Here is an 18,704-nt window from a genome sequence, read left to right on the forward strand (position 1 = left end):
GAGGAGCACTGTGAATTTCTCCGAGATCCCCGTCCTCGCCCTGTGGCTCGCCGCCGCCGTGTGCACGGCGGTCTTCGCCGTCACCTGGGGCTCCTGGATGACCGGGAAGCTGCGCCGCGCCGTGTACTACATGATCGCGGGCATGGCGCTCTTCGGGGTCGCCACGTACTACGGCAAGGAGATGCCGCTCGGCGAGGTCCTCTTCCTGTACTCCGTGGCCATGCTGGCGCTCGCGCTCGGCGTCCTCGGGCGCCGCGGGGAGCTGACCCGGCTCGCGGAGGCCGTGAAGCGGGACCCGAAGTCCCCCGACAACAAGCTGTCCACGGGCGCGACCGTCCAGATCGTCGTCGCGGGTCTCGTGGTCGTCGGCGCCGGCACCTGGTTCATGAGCACCTGACGGCCCGGCCGCCGCCCTCCGGCCCCCGCCCTCCGGCCCCCGCCCCCGTGCCCCCGGGTGCCGCCGTTCCGGCGGCGCGCGGCCCGGGCGCGGGGTACACGTGGTACGACGACCGGCCGGGGCGCCCCGGCCCGAGCCGACGCGGGAGGTCCCCCATGGCAGGTCCGGAGCGGCACACCGGCAGCGACACCGAAACCGGCACCGGTGCCGGCGGTGACACCGGCACCGGTGCCGGCGGTGACACCGGCACCGGTGCCGGCAGCGACACCGGCACCGGTGCCGGCACGGGTGGTGACGGCGGTGAGGTCGACGTCGTCGTGGTCGGCCTCGGCGTGGGCGGCGAGCACGTCGCCGGGCGCCTGGCGGAGGCCGGACTCGACGTCGTCGGCGTGGAGGCCGAGCTGGTCGGCGGCGAGTGCCCGTACTGGGCGTGCGTCCCCAGCAAGATGATGGTCCGCGCGGGGAACCTCCTCGCCGAGGCGCGGCGGGTACCCGGCAGGGCCGGCCGCGCCGAGGTCACCGCGGACTTCGCGCCCGTCGCCGCGCGCGTCCGCGACGAGGCGACCGACGACTGGGACGACCGGGCCGCCGTCGACCGGTTCACGGGCAAGGGCGGGCGCTTCGTCCGCGGCCGCGGACGCCTCACCGGCGCCGGCCGCGTCGAGGTCGACGGTCGGGTGTTCACCGCCCGGCGCGGCGTGGTCCTCGCCACCGGCAGCCGGCCGCGCGTCCCGCCCGTGCCGGGCCTGGACGGGGTGCCGTACTGGACCAACCGCGACGCCGTCTCCGCCAAGGAGGCCCCCGCGTCCCTGCTGGTGCTCGGTGGCGGGCCCATCGGCGCGGAGCTGGCCCAGGCGTACGCCCGGTTCGGCACGGACGTGACCGTCGTCGAGGCGGCCGACCGCCTGCTGCCCTCCGACGAGCCGGAGGCCGGGGAGCTCCTCGCGGAGGTGTTCCGCGCCGAGGGGATCGACGTGCGCACGGGCGCGCGGGCCGTCGGCGTGCGCCACGAGGCGGACACCTTCCACCTCGCCCTGGACGGCGGAGGGGAGCTGGCCGCGCGCCACCTCCTCGTGGCGACCGGCCGCGGCGCCGACCTGACCGGCCTCGGCGTGGAGCACGCGGGCCTGGACCCGCGGGCGCGGGCCCTGGACCCCGACGGGCGGATGCGGGTCGCGCCGGGCGTGTGGGCCGTCGGGGACGTCACCGGGCGCGGCGCCTTCACGCACGTGGCGATGTACCAGGGGGAGATCGCCGCCCGGGACCTCCTCGGCGAACCCGGCCCCGAGGCCGACTACCGGGCGCTGCCGCGCGTCACCTTCACCGACCCGGAGGTCGGCTCGGTCGGGCTCACCGAGCGCGCCGCCCGCGACCGGGGCCTCAGGGTGCGCACCGGACTGGCCCGGCTGTCGTCCTCGACCCGCGGCTGGATCCACGGGGCGGGCGGCGAGGGCCTGGTGAAGCTCGTCGTGGACGAGGAGCGGGGGGTGCTGGTCGGCGCGACCTCCGCGGGCCCGGCGGGCGGCGAGGTCCTGTACGGCCTGGCGGTGGCCGTCCACGCCGAGGTGCCCGTGGAGCGGCTGCGGCACATGATGTACGCCTACCCCACCTTCCACCGGGCCGTGGAGGACGCCCTGCGCGACCTGGGCTGACCGGACCGGACCGGCCGCGCCGCCCGCCCGACCGCGCCGCCCGCCCGACCGCGCCGCCCGCCCGGCCGCGCCGCCCGGACCGGCCCTGCCGCAGGGGCCGGTCCGGGCCCGCTGCGCGGCGGGAGCGGGAGCGGGAGCGGGGGCGGGGGAGCGGGCGGGGCAGCGGGGAGCGGGGCGCCGCCGTCAGTACTCCTCGCCGAACGCGGCCCGCTGCCGCTTCTCCAGCCACCCCTTGAACAGCGCCGCGACCGGCGGCGCGGGCACCCCGCCCCGCTCGCCGGGGCCGGCCACCGACGACAGCCACGCCGGCATGAACTTCAGCGTCCACCCCGGCGCCGTCTTGCGCATGTGGGTCGCGAAGCCCTTCCACACCTCCTTGCCGAGCACCGGCGCCAGCCGCCCCGACAGCTCCCGCTCCTCGTCCCCGGCGTGCCGCGACAGGTGCTCGCGCACCCCCTCCGACAGCCGCGCCAGCTCGGCCGCCGCGCCCGCGTCCGTACCGAGCCGGCGGCTCACCTCGTGCCAGCCGTGCAGCAGCTTCGACAGCTCCTCGTGCTCGGTGGCCATCAGGGTGAGGGCCTCCTCGTCAGCGCCCAGCCGCCGCAGCCGCGGCCACAGGAACTCGTCCTCGCCCTCGTGGTGGTGGTCGATCAGCTGGAACAGCTTGTCCACGTACTCCCGCAGCGCGGCGGCCCGCTCCGGGTCGGGGGTCCGCGCGAGCCGCTCGGCGGAGCGCGCGACCCGGCCCAGGTCGCGCACCATGGCGCGGTGGGCGAGCAGCATGGTCTGGTGCGCGGGGGCGAGACCGGCGAACGACTGGGTCATGGGTACTCCTCGGTGTTTCGGTGGTGGCCCGGCGGTGCGGGGCGCGCGGCGGGCGCGGCTCGCCTCACCAGGCGTCCTCCGGCACGGACATCAGGACGGTGTCCAGCCGCTGCGCGACGGAGAGTTCGGCGGTCAGCAGCGGGAGCACCTCCTGGGCGAAGAACCTGGCGGTGGCCATCTTGCCCACGCAGAAGGCCCGGCGTGCCCGGATCGCGCCAACACCGTCCTCGGGCAGCCGCGCGAGGGCCGCCCCGGCGACGGCGGCCTGCCGCAGCAGCAGCCAGCCGACCAGCACGTCCCCGACGGCCATCAGCAGGCGGGTGGTGTTGCGGCCCACCTGGTACAGGGCGGTCGGGTCCTCGAACGACTCCGCCAGCCGCCCGCTCATCGTCCCGGCGATGCCGCGCACGTCCTCCAGGGCGCGCGCCAGCAGTGCGCGGGTCTCGGCCAGTCCGTCGCCGGCCGGGGCGTCGAGCGCCGTCTTCTCCACCTCCGCGAGCAGCGCCCCGAAGGCGGCCCCGCCGTCCCGGGCGATCTTGCGGAAGTACAGGTCGAGGCCCTGGATGGCGGTGGTGCCCTCGTAGAGGGTGTCGATCTTCGCGTCGCGGACGTACTGCTCCAGCGGGAAGTCCCGGGTGTAGCCGGCGCCGCCGAGCACCTGGAGGCAGTGGGACAGCTGCTCGCAGGCGCGTTCGGAGGAGTACCCCTTGACCACCGGCAGGAGCAGGTCGTTGAGCGCCTTCGCCTCCGGGTCGGTCCCGCCGGCCGCCTCGGCGGCGGCCAGCCGGTCCTGGACGGTCGCCGCGTACAGCACGAGGGCCCTCAGGCCCTCCGCGTACGCCTTCTGCAGCAGCAGCGCGCGGCGCACGTCCGGATGGCGGGTGATGGGCACGCGCGGGGCGCCGCGGTCGGCGGCCGAGGCGAGGTCGGCGCCCTGGACGCGCCCGCGGGCGTAGGCGGCGGCGTTGAGGTAGGCGGTGGACAGGGTGGCGGCGGACTTCGTGCCGACGATCATGCGGGCCTGCTCGATGACCTGGAACATCTGCCGGATCCCGTCGTGCGCCCCGCCGAGCAGCCACCCCACGGCGGGCCGCTCGGCGCCGAAGGTCAGCTCGCAGGTCGCCGACGCCTTCAGCCCCATCTTGTCCTCCAGGGCGGTGGCGTGGACGCCGTTGCGGGCGCCGAGCCGGCCGCTCTCCTCGTCCTCGACGAGGAACTTCGGGACGAGGAACAGCGACAGGCCCTTGGTGCCCGGGCCGTGTCCCTCGGGGCGGGCGAGGACGAAGTGCACGATGTTCTCGGAGAGGTCGTGCTCGCCGGAGGTGATGAACCGCTTGACGCCCTCGACGTGCCACGTCCCGTCCGGCTGCGGCACCGCGCGCGTGCGGCAGGCGCCGACGTCGCTGCCGGCCTCCGGCTCGGTGAGGACCATGGTCCCGCCCCAGCCGCGCTCCACCATCAGGCGCGCCAGGCGTCGCTGCGGCGGGGTGCCGAGCCGGTCGAGGATCTTCGCGAAGCCGGCGAGGCCCTGGTACAGGTAGACGGCCGGGTTGGCGCCGAGGGCGAGTTCGGCGACGGCCCACCGCAGGGACGGCGGTACCTCGGCGCCGCCCAGGGACGCGGGCAGGTCCAGCAGGTGCCAGCCGCCGTCCGTCCACGCCCGGTACGCGCGCTTCAGGGAGTCGGGCAGGGTGACGGTGCGGGTGGCCGGGTCGTAGCGGGGCGGGTTGCGGTCGCCGTCGGTGAACGCGTCGGCCAGTTCGCCGGTCGCGAGGCGCGCGACCTCGGCCAGCACGGACCGGGCCGTGTCCGCGTCGGTGCCGGCGAACGCGCCCCGGCCGTAGACGTCCGCGCGGCCCAGCACCTCGAAGAGGGTGAACTCCACGTCCCGCAGGTTCGGCTGGTAATGGCCCATGGCTGGTGGTCTCTCTCCCTGTACCGGACGTGCCGGGTGTGACGGATGTGCCGGATGTGCCGGACGTACCGGTGTGTTGGACGGCGCGGGCGGGGTGCCCGTGACGGCCGGGGGCGCGCCGGCGGCCCGGGCCGCCGTACGTCGCGGCCCGGGCCGCCGCGCCTCGCGGCCGGATCCGGTCAGGCGGTCGCGGCCGGTGCGGCGAGGACCGCCCTCAGCGCGGCGGCCAGGCGCCCCACCTCGGCCTCCGTGCCGACGGAGATCCGCAGCCGCCCCGGCATGCCGAGGGCGTCGAGCGCGCGGACGAAGACCCGGTGCTCCGCCGCGAGCCGCGCCGCGAGGGCGGCGCTGTCGCCGGGCGGCGGCACGTCCACCATGACGAAGTTGCTCGCCGACGGGGTGTGCGCCAGGCCCAGCGCGTCCAGCTCCTTGCCGAGCAGCTCCCGCGCCCTGGCGTTGCCGGCGCGCACCCGCTCCAGGTGCTCGGGGTGCTCCAGGGCCCGCAGCACGGCCCGCTGGGCCTGCCGGTTGACGTTGAACGGCAGCGCCCCGGCGGTGGCCGAGACCCGGGCGATCAGCTCGGCGGGCCCGACGGCGAGGCCCATCCGCACCGAGGCGAGCCCCCACGCCTTGGAGAACGTCCGCGTCACCAGCGCCCGGCGGCCCTCGCGGACCGCCCGGAGCGCGAACTCGTGGTCGGGCCCGGCGAAGTCGATGTACGCCTCGTCGAAGACGACCACGCCGCCGCCCCGCTCGGCGGCGTCCAGCAGCCGGGTCACCTCGGCCCGGTCCAGGAGCGCGCCCGTCGGGTTGAGCGGGTTGCAGACGAAGGCCAGGTCGGCGCCCGCCTCCAGGTGCTCCGCGAGCGCCCCCACCGGCAGGTGCGTGCCGTCGAGGGGCACGGTGAGCGGGGTGCGGCCCACGGAGGCGGCGGACATCACGTACCCGGGGAAGGTGGTCGCGGTGGTCACCACCGACGTGCCCGGTTCGCGCAGGAAGGTCAGCGACGTGACGAGGACGATCTCGTCGGTGCCGTTGCCGACGGCGACCATGTCGGCGCCCACCCCGAAGTGCGCGGCCAGCCTCTCGCGCAGTTCGCGGCAGTCGGCGTCCGGGTAGCGGTTCAGGTGGCGCTCGGACTCCTCGCGCACCGCGTCGACCGTGCCGGGCGGCGGGCCGTAGGGGTTCTCGTTGAGGTGGAGCCGGAGGTGGTCCCCGCCGTCCGGGATCTCGGTGTCGGCGAAGAACCCCGGGGGCAGTACCGGGCCCTGGGGCATGGTGGATCCTCTCTGTGGGGGCCGGCCGGGCCGTGTGCGGCGGCCCGGCCGGCCCGTCCGGCCGCCCGTCCGTCCGGATCAGTCGAGCCGGACGCGGGCGATGGTCTTCAGCCGGGAGTCGTCCCGGCCGAGCAGGCTCCGGCAGCGGAACCGCTGGATCTTGCCGCTGGGGGTGCGCGGCAGGTGGCCGCGCTCCACGAAGACGCACTCCGACAGGGCGATCCCCGACTTCTCCCGGGCGACCGCGGCGGCCCGGTCGGCGATCGAGCGGAAGTCGTCGCTGCGGCGGGCCGGTTCGAGGAGCAGGACCAGCCGGGAGACGGGTGATCCGGGCACTTCCACCAGCGCCGAACAGCCCTTGCGGACCGGGCCGAGGTCCTCGATCGCCGACTCGATCTCCCCCGTGTAGACGTTCCGCCCGCCGACCGAGATCAGGTCGTCGGCGCGGCCCACGAAGAACACCTCGCCGCCGTGGACGAAGCCGAGGTCGCCGGTGCGCAGTTCGCCGCCGCGGAACCGGTCGGCGGTGCGCCGCGGGTCCCCGTGGTAGCCGGTCGCCAGGCTCGGCGTGGCGACCAGCAGCTCCGAGACGCGGTCCGGCACGGAGGTGCGCACCCGCACGCCGGGCAGCGGCGGGCCGTTGGACACCAGCCTGGTCGCGCCGGGGGCGCCGTCGGGCACCTCGACGACCCGGCCGTCGAGGAGCGCCGCCCCGTCGAAGGAGCGGGCCGAGGGGAGGACGCCCAGCGGCGAACTGGCGATGGCGAGCGTCGCCTCCGCCATCCCGTACGCGGGCATGAACGCCTCCGGCGCCAGCCCGGAGGGGCGGAACGTCTCCGCGGCGGCGTCCAGCGTCTCCCAGTCGACGCGTTCGGCGCCCACCACGAACACCTTCAGCCGCAGCGGCTTCGGCAGCGGGGTGCGGCCCTGCGCCCGCGTCGCGAGGTGCAGCGCGGTGTTCGTGCCGGCCGTCATCGTCGCGCCGAACTCCGCCATGTCGCGGAACCAGGTGCGCGGCGCCATGCCGAAGCGCTCCGGTGACGACAGCACGAAGTCGTGGTCGAACGCCCAGGCGTGCAGCATCGTGCCGAACACGCCCATGTCGTGCGAGAGCGGCAGCCAGGACGCGATGGTCTCCTCGCCGGGGCGGCCGTGCGACAGCTCCCGCAGCATGTGCAGATGGGTGCCGACGGCCCGCACGCTCAGCTCGCACCCCTTGGGCAGGCTGGTGCTGCCGGAGGAGTACTGGATGAACGCGGTGTCGTCCGGGCCGGGCAGGTCCGGCTCGATCCGCCCGCCGCCGTACAGCGACGTCCAGGTGCGCACCGGCAGGCGCGTGGCGAGCCCCGCCGGGACCAGGGCCCGCAGCCGCTCGTCGACGAGGAGCACGGCCGGGTCGAGGCGGTCGCTGAGCACGCTCAGCTGCTGCCCGTACTCCTCCGGGTTCTGGCCGCGCGCCGGCAGCGGGAAGGAGGCGACGGCGCCGCCCGCCAGCCACACCGCGAGCAGACCGCGGACCGTGTGCGCCGAGTTGGTCAGCACCGTGGCGACCCGGCTGCCCGGCCGCACCCCCGCGGCCCGCAGGGACGCCGCCATGGAGTGCGCGTCGGCGACGACCTCCCGCCACGGCAGCCGGCCGAAGCCGTCCCCGTCCCAGTGGTGGAGCGTGCCGCGCGGGTCGTCGCGCAGCAGCAGCTCCCACAGGCCCGCGCCGGCGGCCGCCGCGGTCACTCCACGTCCACGAGGGACACGTCGCCGCCGTCGCGGGACCGCTCGGCCATCGGGGCGATCCGCTGCTGGCTGACCAGCAGCTCCTCCTGGCTGAGCCGGCTGCCGGCGACCCGGCTGACGCCGGCCTCGCGCATGGTCATGCGCTCGGGGTCGATGCGGATGACCTTCCAGGCCAGGCGGGTCTTCTCCAGGCTCCAGATGAAGATCGCGGAGATGTCGACCTCGTACCACTTCATGCCGTGCCGGGCGGACCGGGGGAAGGCGTGGTGGTTGTTGTGCCAGGCCTCGCCGAACGACGGGATGGCCAGCCAGGCGACGTTGCGCGACTCGTCCGTGGTGGAGAAGCGGCGCCGGCCGAAGTAGTGGCCGATCGAGTTCACCGCGTACGTCATGTGGTTGATGAGGAAGATGCGGACCAGGCCACCCCACAGGATGCCGGTCAGCAGCGCCCGCACGGAGCCCCCGCTCACCGCGAAGGCGATCAGCCCCGGCAGGACGACGCCCGCGGCGACGACGGCGAGGAAGTTCTCGCTGAGCCAGCGCAGCGGCTTCTCCCGGACCAGGTCGGGGCAGTAGCGGATCGGGTCCGAGCTGAGCCGCTCGTTGAACAGCCAGCCCAGGTGGGCGTGCCACATCCCGGCGAGGGCGCCCTTGAAGCCGGGCTCGAAGCCCAGGTGCGGGCTGTGCGGGTCGCCCTCCTTGTCGGCGACCCGGTGGTGCTTGCGGTGGTGGGCCGCCCAGATGATCGGCGGGCCCTGGCCCGCCATCACTCCGGCCGCCGCGAGCCCCACCCGTATCGGCTTGTACGTCTCGAACGAGCGGTGCGTCAGCAGCCGGTGGTAGCCCGTCGAGATGCCGATGCCCGAGACCACGTACATGATCGCCGTGACCAGCACGTCGGTCCAGCCGAAGACGCGGTTCCACGCCAGCACCATGGCGACGCCGAGTGCGAGCAGCGGCACCACGGAGACCATCAGCATGTACCAGCGATGCTCCCTGCCGTCCATATCCCCTCTTCCCCTCACTCCTAGGTGTGTTGCGCTCGGCTCCCGGCGGGGTCGGACCCCGCCGGGGCCGGATCAGACGCCCGAGGTGGTCTCGGGGTCGAACTCCGTGCGCAGCGCGGGCAGGGCCAGCGCCAGCAGCGCGGCGCAGGCGCTGAGCACGGTGCCGACGAGGAACGCCGAGTGGAAGCTCGCCAGCAGGGCGTCGGGCATCGCCGTGCCCGCCGCCACCTCGTCGTCGAGCCGGCTGCCGGCGAGCGCGGCCAGCACCGCGAGGCCGGTGGCCCCGCCGATCTGCTGGCCGGTGTTCAGGACCCCGGAGGCCGCCCCGGAGTCCGCCTTCGCCACCCCGCTCACCGCGGCCACCACGAGCGGCACCATCGCCAGCCCGTACCCGGCGGCGCACAGCAGCAGCGTGGGCAGGATGTCGGACGCGTACGACGCCTTGACGGGCGCGCCCAGCAGCAGGCCGAGCCCGACGGTGGCGGTGCCCAGCCCCAGCAGGCACAGCGCGCGGCTGCCGAGCCTGGGCAGCAGCTGGATCGCGATGCCCGAGAACACCGCCATCGTCACGCCGAACGGCGCCCACGACAGGCCGGCCCGCAGCGGCGACCAGCCCTGGAGGAGCTGCATGTACTGCGTCAGGAAGAAGAAGATGCCGTACAGGCCCGACGCGGCGAGCAGCATCATGACGTTGGCCGCCGCGATCTGCCGGTTGGCGAAGATGCCGAGCCGGATCAGCGGCTGCTCGGCGCGCAGCTCCCGTACGACGAACCCGGCCAGCAGCGCGGCGGCGCCGACGAAGCCGGCGATCGTCGCCGCCGAGCCCCACGGGCGGTGGCTGGTGCTGATGACCGTGTACACCAGGAGCAGCAGCGCGGAGGTGATGAGCACCGCGCCGGTGGTGTCCGTGGACGTGCCCTTCACCGGTTCCTGGCGGTCGGCGAGCGCGGGCCGCATGGCGAGCGCGAACAGCAGGAGCCCCACGGGGATGTTGATGAAGAACACCCACCGCCAGTCGATGATGTCGGTGATGACGCCGCCGAGCAGCACGCCGGACACCCCGGAGATGCCGGTGAGCCCGCCCCAGATCCCGAGGGCCTTGCGCCGCTCCTTGGCCTCGGTGAACGCGGTGATGAGGATGGACAGCGCCGCCGGGCTGAGCAGCGCCGCGCCGAAGCCCTGGGCGCCGCGCGCCACGATGAGCATCTCGGAGCTGTTCGCCAGGCCGCAGGCGAGCGAGGCCGCGGTGAAGACGGCGAGGCCGGCCAGGAAGACCCGGCGGCGGCCGAAGAGGTCCGCGCACCGGCCGCCGAGCACGAGGAAGCCGCCGAACAGCAGCATGTACGCGTCGACGACCCAGGCGAGCGAGGCCTGTTCGAAGTCGAGTGCCGTGCGGATCGTCGGCAGCGCCATCGCGACGACCGTGTCGTCGATGATGACCATGAACTGTGCGCCGCACGTCACCGCGAGCACGAGGCCCGCGGACTTGCCCGCCGCGCCCGGCGCGGCCTTGGCGGCGGACGGGGCCGTTCCCCTGCCCATGCCTTCTCCTGTTCGCTGTTGCTGCCTGGGGGTGGTGGTGCGGGTGCGGGGGTGCCCGCGGGCGGCCGGCCGGGCCGCGTGGGTCAGGGGGCGGTCGCCCGGGCCACGACCCGGTTCAGCCGGTCCATGCGGGTGGCGAGGCTCATCCGCCCCTCCAGCCGGAAGGCGGGCAGCCGCCGGCCGTCGACGTCGGTGAAGCCGTACTCGGCGGCGAGGTCGCCGACGGTGAGGACCTGCCCGGCCCGCTCCCGCACGTCGGGGTCGCCCGCCAGGTGGGCGATGGCGCGGCCCACGTACTCGGGGGTGTGCACCACCGCGGCGGGGCCGTCGCCCAGCGCCTCCCACGCCGCCTCGACCCGCTCGGTGCGGACGAAACCCGGGTGCAGGGAGAGCGCGGTGACCCGCTTCTTGCGCAGGTCCGCGGCGAACGCCCGGCTCATGCGGTCGTTGGCCGACTTGAACACGTCGTAGGCGGCCTGCCCGAGGTAGGTGTCGCCGTCCGTGTAGCCGATGCCGACGACCAGCCCGCCCGGCCGGTCGAACATCAGCGGCGTCAGCAGCCGCGTCACGTCGTACTGGGCGCGCAGCGAGCCCTCGCACAGCTCGTACCGCCACATCGGCTGCTCCCAGTACGGCGCGTCGAACCGGACGTCCGCGGAGCGCTCGTAGCCGGCCCAGGCGTTGTTGACCAGTACGTCCAGGCCGCCGTGGTCGGCGCGGATCCGGTCGGCGAGGGCCTGGTTGTCCTCGGTCGAGCGGTGGTCGCAGCGCACGGCGACGCCGGTGCCGCCGCGGGCGGTGACCTCCTCCGCCGTGTCGTCGACCGTGCCGGGCAGCCCCTCCGTGCGGCCCTCGCCGCGGGTGCTGCGGCCGGTGGCGTACACGGTGGCGCCCGCGGCGCCGAGGGCCAGGGCTATGCCCCGCCCCACCCCGCGGCTGGCGCCGGTGACGACGGCGACGGTCCCGTCGAGCCGCGGCGGCTCCCACTCCTCGTTCACGTACGTGTGCTCCTTCGGTCTCAACTGAGGTGGGCGGAGGCGTACTCGAGCGTCCGCAGGTAGGCGTCGGTGTCCTCGACGTGCGGGACGCCGTACCGCTCGCGCAGCTCCGGCATCGACGTCGGCAGGACGCCGCCGCTGCACCGGGTGACCTCGCTGACGTCCCGCAGCACCGACAGGTAGGAGCGGGCCAGCGGCGGCAGCCGCCGCAGCTCCTCCGGGTCCAGCGCGTCGGGGTCGGTCACCGGGACGGGCTTCAGGGTCCGGCCGAGCGTCGCCGCGTGCTTGGCGCACACCTCGACCGCCCGCTCCATGTCCATGGCCTCCTCCCCGTACGTCACCCAGAACGACCCCTCGTCGTCGCCGAGTTCGACGGCCCGCAGCACCGCCTTGGCGAGGAGGTCCTGCGGCACGATGTCGATCCGGTTGCCGCGGTGCACGGGCACGAACGGCGCCCGGCCGCGGCAGATCCAGTCCGACATCAGCTGCACGATCTGGCCGCGCGAGGTCCAGCCGGTGACGGAGTCGCCGATCAGGTTGGTGGGCCGGAACACGGTGTGCCTGACGCCGCTGTCGCGCAGCAGCTGCTCGGAGCGCAGCTTGGAGCGGACGTAGTTCGTCGTGACGTTCGTGTCGCTCAGCCGGTGCGGGGCGCCCGTGAAGAGCGCGGCCACGAAGGCGGTGCTCATGAAGTGGACGGACGCGCCGGCGCGCCGCGCGAAGTCGATGACGCGGCGCGTGCCGTCGACGTTGACCGGCTTGTACCGCTCGTCGGGCAGCCCCCACTCGGTGAGCCCCGCCGAGTGGATGACCGTGTCGACGTCGCGGGCGAGGGCGGCGTAGCTGTCCTCGTCGAGCCCGAAGCGGGGCTGCGCCAGGTCGGCGCCGAGGACCTCCTCGGTGCCCTCGGGCAGGGCGGTGCCGCCGGGGCGGACCATCGAGACGATCCGTACGGGCCGGCCGGGCGCCTCCCGCAGGACGGCCTGCCCCACGACGCCCGAGGCCCCCGTGAGCAGCACGGTGCGGCGCTGTCCGGTCATGGCCGGGACTCCTTCCACTCCATGAGCCGTGTGGTGGCCCGGGCGCCCGCGTACAGCAGCGGCTCGGGCGGGAAGTCGCGCTGCCCGCGGCGGCCGTCGTCGACGTAGAGCAGGCGCGCGTACTCGGTGTCCTTGCCGAGGACCAGGTCGCGCAGGACCTTGCCGCCGGTGTGCGTGGCGGCGATGCCGTTGCCGTTGAAGCCGTAGCCGTAGAAGACGTTGCCGCCGGGCAGCTGCCCGAAGTGCGGGGCGTAGTCCCGGGTGACGTCGACCGTGCCGCCGTAGGCGTAGGTGAACCGCACGTCGCCCCACTGGGGGAAGAACCGGCGGAACTCCCGCTCCAGGGCCCGGTAGGCGCGCGGGTCGTTCATGCGGCGGCGGCGCGTGTCGCGGCCCAGGAAGTACAGGGCGGGCCCGCCGGCGAACATCAGCCGGTTGTCGGCGGTGAAGCGCGCGCAGGTCAGGAACGTCTTCGCCTCCACCATGCCCTCGCGGCCGGCCCAGGCGACCCGGCCGAGCTGCTCGTCGGTGAGCGGTTCGCTCACCAGCGCGTAGCTCCAGATCGGCACGGTCTTGTTGCGGAACGGCGCGAACGTGAACTGGTGCGCGTTGGCCGCGATGATCACCTTGTCGGCGGTGATCCGCCCGCCGGGCGTGAGCACCGTGGGCCGCACCCCGGGCACCACCCGCAGCACGGGCGTGTTCTCGTAGACGGTGACGCCGCGCTCCTTGACGACCCGCGCCACGCCCCTGGCCAGCTTGAACGGGTTGACCAGCGCGCCGCCGACGCGCATCGCGCCGAGCACCGCCGGGGAGCCGATGACCTCCTGGGCCGCGGCCGCGGAGAGGAGCTCGGGCTGCTCGCGGCCGGCGATGGCCGTGGCCAGCTCCCGGTCCTCACGCAGCCGGCGCAGCTGGGCGGCGTCGGTGGCGACCATCAGGTAGTCGTTCGCCTCGTACTGCGCGTCGATCCCGTTGCGGCGCAGGAACCGGCCGATCTCCAGGATGGAGCGGCCGACCGCCTGCGACGCCTCCAGGGCGCGGCGGGTGCCGAACTCCCGGACCAGCGCCTGGATGTCCTTGCCGATGGTCGGCGTGACGAACCCGTCGGCGCGGCCCGACGCCCCGTACCCCGAGTACTCGGCCTCGACGACGCGGATGTCGAGCGCGGGCTCCGCCTCCTTCAGGAAGTGGGCGGCCCACAGCCCGGTGTACCCGCCGCCGACGACGGCGACGTCGCAGTCGACCGCGTCGCGCAGCGGCGGCTCGGGGGTGACGGCCTCGGTCTCGTGCCAGTAGACGACGTGTTTGCGTGTACCCACTACCGCCCCTTTTCGAGGATGATCCTCGACAGCCCCAGGTGCCGGTTCTCGAAGTGCCGGACGCTCGCCCCCAGGTACTTCTCGTAGTTGGCGACGTTCCGCTCGCCCGCCACCCGTACGGCTGCGGCGCGGTTCTCCCGCAGCCGGCGCAGCCACTCCGCGCACGTACGGGCGTAGTGGTCCGGGTCGTTGCGCAGCGAGACGACGTCGAAGAGCTTCTCGGACGACTCGACCACCTCGGACAGGGCCGGGATCTCGGACTCCGGGAAGATGGTGTCGATGATGAACATCAGCTCCCGCACCGTGGCCTTGTCCATCACGGTGTTGTTGCCCTTGACGTTGGTCTGGAGGGCGATCCGGCCGCGCGGCGGCAGCCACGCGTGGCACCGCTCGAAGAACTCCCGGTAGGCCGCGATCCGCTCGGCGCGGGACAGGCCCGTGGTGGCGAAGTGCTCGAACGCGCCGATGGAGACGATCGCGTCGTACCCCTGCTCGGGCCGGTGGTCGCGCCAGTTCTCCACGCGGACCTCCGCGCCGGGCGGGGCCGCCGCGCGGACCAGTTCGGCCTGGCTGTCGCTGAGGGTGAGCCCCACGGCGTGCTCGACGCCGTAGATCCCGGTGAGCCGCTTCAGCAGGCTGCCCCAGCCGCACCCCACGTCCAGCACCCGGCGGGCGCCGGCCGCCCTGGCCCCCTCGATGAGGTAGTCCAGCTTGCGGGCCTGCGCGCTCTCCAGTGTCTCCGGCACCCCGGCGAGGCCGGTGGTGGAGTCGTCCCACAGGGCGCAGGTGTAGGTGAGGGAGTCGTCGAGCCACAGGGCGTAGAAGTCGTTGGAGACGTCGTAGTGGTGGCGGATCGCCTCCGCCGTGGCACCCCGGTAGGCGGCGGTCGCGGCGGTCATGCCGCCGCACCGGCCGACTTGGTGGCCTCCACCAGCTTGACCAGGTCGCCGACGGTCTTGACGTTGGCCGCCTCGCTCGGGTCGAGCTCGATCTCCGCGTCGTCCTCGATCGTGTAGACGATGTCGGCGATCTGGAGGCTGGACAGGCCGACCGAGTCGAACGCCGTGTTCTCGTCGAGCGTCAGGCCCGCGGCCTTGCTGCCGAGCTTCTTCTCTATGAGGGAGCAGACGGTGGCGACGGTGATCACGGTGGGTTCCCCATTCGTTCGTACGTCGATGTGCCGGGAAACGTATCGGCGCCACGTGGCCGGATACATGGCAGTCGGGCATGGCAGATCCCTGCCATACGGGCCCCGTCCGCCCTGGCAGGTCAGTGCCGGGGCGCGCTCGCGGGGCCTGGTCGAAAGCTGCCGGTGCCGCCCCTGTCGACCGGCAGATACCCGTCACTTGTCGCCCCTCGGCGGCGCTGCCTGTAATGGCCGCACCACGGTCTGAAGGGGGCGGCCACATGAGAAATTCACCCCGCGTGGTCGATTTCGTCGTGGATTTCCTGCAACGGCAGGGAGTCCGCCATGTATTCGGAGTCGGCGGCGCCAACATCGAGGACCTCTACGACGCACTGCACCACGCGCAGGCCGGCCCGCTCGGGGTGGTGGCCAAGCACGAGTTCTCCGCCGCCGCCATGGCGGACGGCTACCACCGCGCCTCGCAGCGCGTCCCGGTGATCGCCGCCACCTCCGGCGCCGGCGCGATGAACCTCGTCCCCGGCATCGCCGAGCTGCGCGCCTCCTACGTGCCGGCGCTCGTCCTGATCGGGCAGCCGCCGGCCGCGCTCGACGGCCGCGGCTCCTTCCAGGAGACCAGCGGGCTCGCCGGCTCCATCGACGCGGCCCGGCTCTTCGCCGAGCTGGCCGTGTACTGCGTCCGCGTCGACGACCCCGAGGCGGTCGTCCGGGAAGTGCCGCGCGCCCTCGCCGCGGCGACCGACCCGGCCGCGCCCGGCCCCGCGGTGCTGCTCCTCCCCAAGGACGTGCAGCAGGCCGTCATCCCGCCGTGGGACCCGCCCGCCGCCGCCCCGGCCGTCCTGCCGCTGTCCGACGCGGCCGAGCGGACCCGCGCCGCCGGGTTGCTGCGCGCGGCGGCCCGCCGCGGCGGCGTCGCCGTCATCGCGGGCGAGGCCGTCGCCCGCGCCGACGCCCGCGCCCAGCTGGCGCGGCTCACCGCGGCGCTGGGCGCGGCGGTGGCCGTCGTCCCCGACGCGAAGGACGTCGCCGACCCGCGCGCCCCGGGCCACCTCGGTGTCGCCGGCGCGATCGGCACCGCCGAGACGCAGGAGGCGCTGGAGCGGGCGTCCGCCGTGCTGCTCGCCGGCACGCGGCTGCCGCAGATGGCCGGCGCCGGGCTGCACGAGCACCTCAAGGGCGTGCCGGTGGTCTGCGTCGACCCGCGCGAGCCGTTCCTCGGCGCCCACGAGGAGCTGGTGCGCCTCACCGGGCCGGTCGCCGCCGAACTGGAGCTGCTGGAGCGGGAGGTCACCGCCGCGGGCCCCCTCACCGGGGGGCCGCCCGCGCCCCGCCCCGCCCGCCCGGCCGTCGCCCCAGCCGCCTCCGCGCCCGCCCGGCGCCCGGCCGCGCCCGACCCGCGTACGGCCGCGCCCGACCCGCGTACGGCCGCGCCCGACCCGGCGACCCCGCTCGACCTGCGCACGGCCGCCCTGACCGTCGCCGCCCACCTCCCCGAGGGCGCCACCGTGGTGGCCGACGCGGGCAACACCGGCGCCGCCGCGATCCACCACGTCGACGTGCCCCCCGGCGGCCGCTTCGTCGCCGCCCTCGGCATGGGCGGCATGGGCCACAGCTTCGGCGCGGGGATCGGCGCGGCCTTCGCCACCGGCCGGCGCACCTGCGTCATCGCCGGCGACGGGGCGTTCTTCATGCACGGCATGGAGGTGCACACCGCGGTCGAACACGACCTGCCCGTCACCTTCGTCGTGCTGAACAACAACGCGCACGCCATGTGCGCCACCCGGGAGCAGCTGTTCTTCTCCGGGGACTACTCCTACAACCTCTTCCGGCCGGCCCGGATCGGCGACGGCGCCGCCGCGCTCTTCCCCGGCCTGGCCGCCACCACCGTCCGCACCGCCGGCGAGCTGGGAGCGGCCCTGGACCGCGCCCACGCCACCACCTCGCCCGCGCTGGTCTGCGTGGACGTCGACCCCACCGAAATGCCACCGTTCCGGCCCTTCACGCAGCACGTGCTGCTCACCGGCCGCGGACGGCCCGTCCGAGAAGGAGCCGTACCAGGATGACCACCTCCGTCACCAACCCGACCCCGCTGCCCGGCTACGTCGCCCCCGAGCCGATCCCGGCCGGCGTCAGGGACGTCCCCGGCCTGCTCCGCTGGGAGACCACGCCCCGCGAGGAGGCCATGGCCGTCGCCGCGCAGATGACGAAGGACAGCTTCACCTACGACGAGGTGTACGGGCGGTTCGTCACCGTCCACCAGTACATAGACGCGCCCCCGCAGGCGGTCTACGACTACCTCACCGACGTCCGCAACCTCAACGAGTACACCTACAGCACCCGCGACTTCGCCCCCACCGACGTCCCCGGCGTCTACCAGGGCCGCGACGTCCTCCTCGACGACAACACCAAGATCTTCATGCGGATCGACGGCGACCCGAACGCCCTCACCGTCGACATGCGCTGCGCCTGGGACCAGGGCGAGGAGCTGTGGATGAACTACCTCCACCGGATCGTCCCGGCGGAGATCGTCCTGAACAAGCCGGGCTCCGTGGTCATCTGGACCAACTGCCGCCACCCGTACTACGACGAGAACCCGCACCCGGAGCTCGCCACCACCCCCGACCGCCCGTGGGTCGGTGACATGTGGCCGCTGTTCTACGCCGGCCACCAGGCGGAGATCGACAACCTGAAGAAGATCCTGGAGCACCGGCACGGAAGCGGCGCCCCCGCATGAGGGGCGCCACCGCGCGGGAGGCCGGCCTGCGGGACGTGAGCCTTCTGGAGGTCGCCTCCTACCTGCCGGGCGAACCGGTCGGCACGGAGTACTTCCTCCGCTACCAGGAGCAGGACGCGGCCCTCGCCGGCCACACCATGTTCAAGGCGCCGAGCTTCCGCCACCAGGTGGACCGGGACGAGACGCCCACCGACATGATGGAGAAGGCCGCGCACACCCTCGCCGACCGCGTCGGCCGGGACGCGCTGCGCGGCGTCGACGTGGTCATCACCAACACCCTGCTGCCGGAGGTCCCCTTCACCGGGCCCGGCGCGGAGGTCGCCCACCGCCTCGGCATCCGCGCCGACTGGGTGCTCGACGCGCACAACGGCGGCTGCGCCTCCTTCGTCCACCTGCTGCGCCTGGCCCGCGCCCTCATCGGCACCGGCCAGGCCCGCTCGGCGCTCCTGCTCAACGTGCAGAACAGCGCCGGCACGGTGATGACCCAGACCGAGGTGCGCAAGCTCGCCGAGGCGGTCATCCCCGGCGACGGCTGCGGCGCCGCGTTCGTCGCGGCGTCCTCCGAGTCGCCCGTCCTCGGTGTGAAGGTCGCGAACCACGGCGAGTACACCCGGGACTGCGGCCTGACCCTCGACGACGGCCGCAAGTACTGGGAGCCGGGCACCAGCCAGATGCACGTCGGGTTCACCCCCGGCCGCGTCAAGGACATCGTCGAACGGGGCAACCGCCTCGTGCCCGACGTCGTCCTCGGCCTGTGCGAGGAACTCGGCCTGAAGACCGACGACCTGGACGCCCTCATCACCAACCAGCCGAACCGGATGTTCCTGGAGCAGTGGCGCCGGCGCCTGTCCATCGGCCCCGAACGACACCCGGACACCTTCGACCGGTTCGGCAACCTCTTCGGCGCCGCCGTGCCCATCACACTGGACCACGGCGTACGCGAGGGAAGGATCGAGGACGACAGCCTGCTGATGCTGGCCGGCTTCGCCCACGCGGGGGACTTCGCGGGCGCCGCGGCGGTGCACTGGCGGTCCGGGGGCGCCCGGACGTAGGGGGCACCCCGCCGACCCGGTCGGCGGGGCACCCCCCCTCCGCGAGCGGCACCGCGACTCACCTGACC

Annotated in this window: 16 protein-coding genes; 5 read left to right on the forward strand and 11 right to left on the reverse strand. The window is 74.5% G+C overall.

The genetic code is table 11. The features are described from left to right. The first annotated feature begins 10 nt into the window (after positions 1-10). Together LPA54_RS07025 and LPA54_RS07030 are read left to right on the forward strand one after the other, a co-directional pair. Complete coding sequence (locus LPA54_RS07025) at positions 11-397, forward strand: hypothetical protein (RefSeq protein WP_228974870.1); 387 nt, start codon at positions 11-13, stop codon at positions 395-397. Between the two features lie 155 nt (positions 398-552). Next, positions 553-2,049 carry an NAD(P)/FAD-dependent oxidoreductase gene (locus LPA54_RS07030; RefSeq protein WP_228974872.1) on the forward strand — a complete coding sequence of 499 codons (1,497 nt, stop codon included), beginning with the start codon at positions 553-555 and terminating at the stop codon, positions 2,047-2,049. 183 nt (positions 2,050-2,232) lie between these two features. Here the strand turns inward: LPA54_RS07030 and LPA54_RS07035 are convergent, their stop codons facing one another. The 11 genes from LPA54_RS07035 to LPA54_RS07085 form a co-directional block, all read right to left on the reverse strand. After that, on the reverse strand, positions 2,233-2,874 hold the full coding sequence (locus tag LPA54_RS07035; RefSeq protein WP_228974874.1) for a hemerythrin domain-containing protein: 642 nt from the start codon (positions 2,872-2,874) through the stop codon (positions 2,233-2,235). 64 nt (positions 2,875-2,938) lie between these two features. Then, positions 2,939-4,789: an acyl-CoA dehydrogenase gene (locus tag LPA54_RS07040; protein ID WP_228974876.1), complete on the reverse strand. Its 1,851-nt coding sequence runs from the start codon at positions 4,787-4,789 to the stop codon at positions 2,939-2,941. Positions 4,790-4,968: 179 nt separating this feature from the next. Beyond that, positions 4,969-6,066 carry a histidinol-phosphate transaminase gene (locus tag LPA54_RS07045; RefSeq protein WP_228974878.1) on the reverse strand — a complete coding sequence of 366 codons (1,098 nt, stop codon included), beginning with the start codon at positions 6,064-6,066 and terminating at the stop codon, positions 4,969-4,971. Positions 6,067-6,144: 78 nt separating this feature from the next. Continuing rightward, positions 6,145-7,797 (reverse strand): AMP-binding protein, encoded by a 1,653-nt coding sequence (locus tag LPA54_RS07050; protein ID WP_228974880.1) that lies wholly within the window; start codon positions 7,795-7,797, stop codon positions 6,145-6,147. After that, positions 7,794-8,804, reverse strand: coding sequence for an acyl-CoA desaturase (locus LPA54_RS07055; RefSeq protein WP_228974882.1), 1,011 nt, complete (start codon positions 8,802-8,804; stop codon positions 7,794-7,796). Before LPA54_RS07055 ends, LPA54_RS07050 begins: the two co-directional genes overlap by 4 nt. A gap of 72 nt (positions 8,805-8,876) precedes the next feature. Continuing rightward, the gene (locus LPA54_RS07060; protein ID WP_228974883.1) at positions 8,877-10,346 is read right to left on the reverse strand and encodes an MFS transporter; all 1,470 of its coding nucleotides are present in this window, start codon (positions 10,344-10,346) and stop codon (positions 8,877-8,879) included. An 83-nt stretch (positions 10,347-10,429) separates the two neighbouring features. Continuing rightward, positions 10,430-11,344, reverse strand: a complete 915-nt coding sequence (locus LPA54_RS07065; protein ID WP_228974885.1) for an SDR family NAD(P)-dependent oxidoreductase — start codon at positions 11,342-11,344, stop codon at positions 10,430-10,432. Between the two features lie 20 nt (positions 11,345-11,364). Then, the gene (locus LPA54_RS07070; protein ID WP_228974886.1) at positions 11,365-12,384 is read right to left on the reverse strand and encodes an SDR family oxidoreductase; all 1,020 of its coding nucleotides are present in this window, start codon (positions 12,382-12,384) and stop codon (positions 11,365-11,367) included. Continuing rightward, complete coding sequence (locus LPA54_RS07075; RefSeq protein ID WP_228974888.1) at positions 12,381-13,706, reverse strand: FAD-binding oxidoreductase; 1,326 nt, start codon at positions 13,704-13,706, stop codon at positions 12,381-12,383. Before LPA54_RS07075 ends, LPA54_RS07070 begins: the two co-directional genes overlap by 4 nt. Continuing rightward, positions 13,706-14,605, reverse strand: coding sequence for a cyclopropane-fatty-acyl-phospholipid synthase family protein (locus LPA54_RS07080; RefSeq protein ID WP_228974891.1), 900 nt, complete (start codon positions 14,603-14,605; stop codon positions 13,706-13,708). The genes LPA54_RS07075 and LPA54_RS07080 overlap by 1 nt, the downstream gene beginning before the upstream one ends. Further along, the gene (locus tag LPA54_RS07085) at positions 14,602-14,853 is read right to left on the reverse strand and encodes an acyl carrier protein (protein WP_228974893.1); all 252 of its coding nucleotides are present in this window, start codon (positions 14,851-14,853) and stop codon (positions 14,602-14,604) included. Before LPA54_RS07085 ends, LPA54_RS07080 begins: the two co-directional genes overlap by 4 nt. Before the next feature lie 260 nt (positions 14,854-15,113). Here LPA54_RS07085 and LPA54_RS07090 point away from each other — a divergent pair, with 260 nt between their 5' ends. From LPA54_RS07090 to LPA54_RS07100, 3 genes are read left to right on the forward strand one after another with little or no spacing between them, the layout of a single operon-like run. Then, a complete protein-coding gene (locus LPA54_RS07090) occupies positions 15,114-16,913 on the forward strand; it encodes a thiamine pyrophosphate-binding protein (RefSeq protein ID WP_228974895.1) in 1,800 nt (599 codons plus the stop codon). Beyond that, the gene (locus LPA54_RS07095; protein WP_228974896.1) at positions 16,910-17,584 is read left to right on the forward strand and encodes an SRPBCC family protein; all 675 of its coding nucleotides are present in this window, start codon (positions 16,910-16,912) and stop codon (positions 17,582-17,584) included. Before LPA54_RS07090 ends, LPA54_RS07095 begins: the two co-directional genes overlap by 4 nt. After that, positions 17,581-18,636 carry a 3-oxoacyl-ACP synthase III family protein gene (locus tag LPA54_RS07100; RefSeq protein WP_228974898.1) on the forward strand — a complete coding sequence of 352 codons (1,056 nt, stop codon included), beginning with the start codon at positions 17,581-17,583 and terminating at the stop codon, positions 18,634-18,636. The genes LPA54_RS07095 and LPA54_RS07100 overlap by 4 nt, the downstream gene beginning before the upstream one ends. Positions 18,637-18,704: the final 68 nt, after the last annotated feature.

The organism is Streptomyces sp. DH12 (assembly GCF_020873895.1).
Lineage (GTDB): Bacteria > Actinomycetota > Actinomycetes > Streptomycetales > Streptomycetaceae > Streptomyces.

Coding starts and splice junctions, on each gene's coding strand:
- LPA54_RS07030 (WP_228974872.1), top strand. CDS start 553: ATGGCAGGTCCGGAGCGGCACACCGGCAGCGACACCGAAACCGGCACC.
- LPA54_RS07035 (WP_228974874.1), bottom strand. CDS start 2,874: ATGACCCAGTCGTTCGCCGGTCTCGCCCCCGCGCACCAGACCATGCTG.
- LPA54_RS07040 (WP_228974876.1), bottom strand. CDS start 4,789: ATGGGCCATTACCAGCCGAACCTGCGGGACGTGGAGTTCACCCTCTTC.
- LPA54_RS07045 (WP_228974878.1), bottom strand. CDS start 6,066: ATGCCCCAGGGCCCGGTACTGCCCCCGGGGTTCTTCGCCGACACCGAG.
- LPA54_RS07055 (WP_228974882.1), bottom strand. CDS start 8,804: ATGGACGGCAGGGAGCATCGCTGGTACATGCTGATGGTCTCCGTGGTG.
- LPA54_RS07060 (WP_228974883.1), bottom strand. CDS start 10,346: ATGGGCAGGGGAACGGCCCCGTCCGCCGCCAAGGCCGCGCCGGGCGCG.
- LPA54_RS07070 (WP_228974886.1), bottom strand. CDS start 12,384: ATGACCGGACAGCGCCGCACCGTGCTGCTCACGGGGGCCTCGGGCGTC.
- LPA54_RS07080 (WP_228974891.1), bottom strand. CDS start 14,605: ATGACCGCCGCGACCGCCGCCTACCGGGGTGCCACGGCGGAGGCGATC.
- LPA54_RS07090 (WP_228974895.1), top strand. CDS start 15,114: ATGAGAAATTCACCCCGCGTGGTCGATTTCGTCGTGGATTTCCTGCAA.
- LPA54_RS07095 (WP_228974896.1), top strand. CDS start 16,910: ATGACCACCTCCGTCACCAACCCGACCCCGCTGCCCGGCTACGTCGCC.
- LPA54_RS07100 (WP_228974898.1), top strand. CDS start 17,581: ATGAGGGGCGCCACCGCGCGGGAGGCCGGCCTGCGGGACGTGAGCCTT.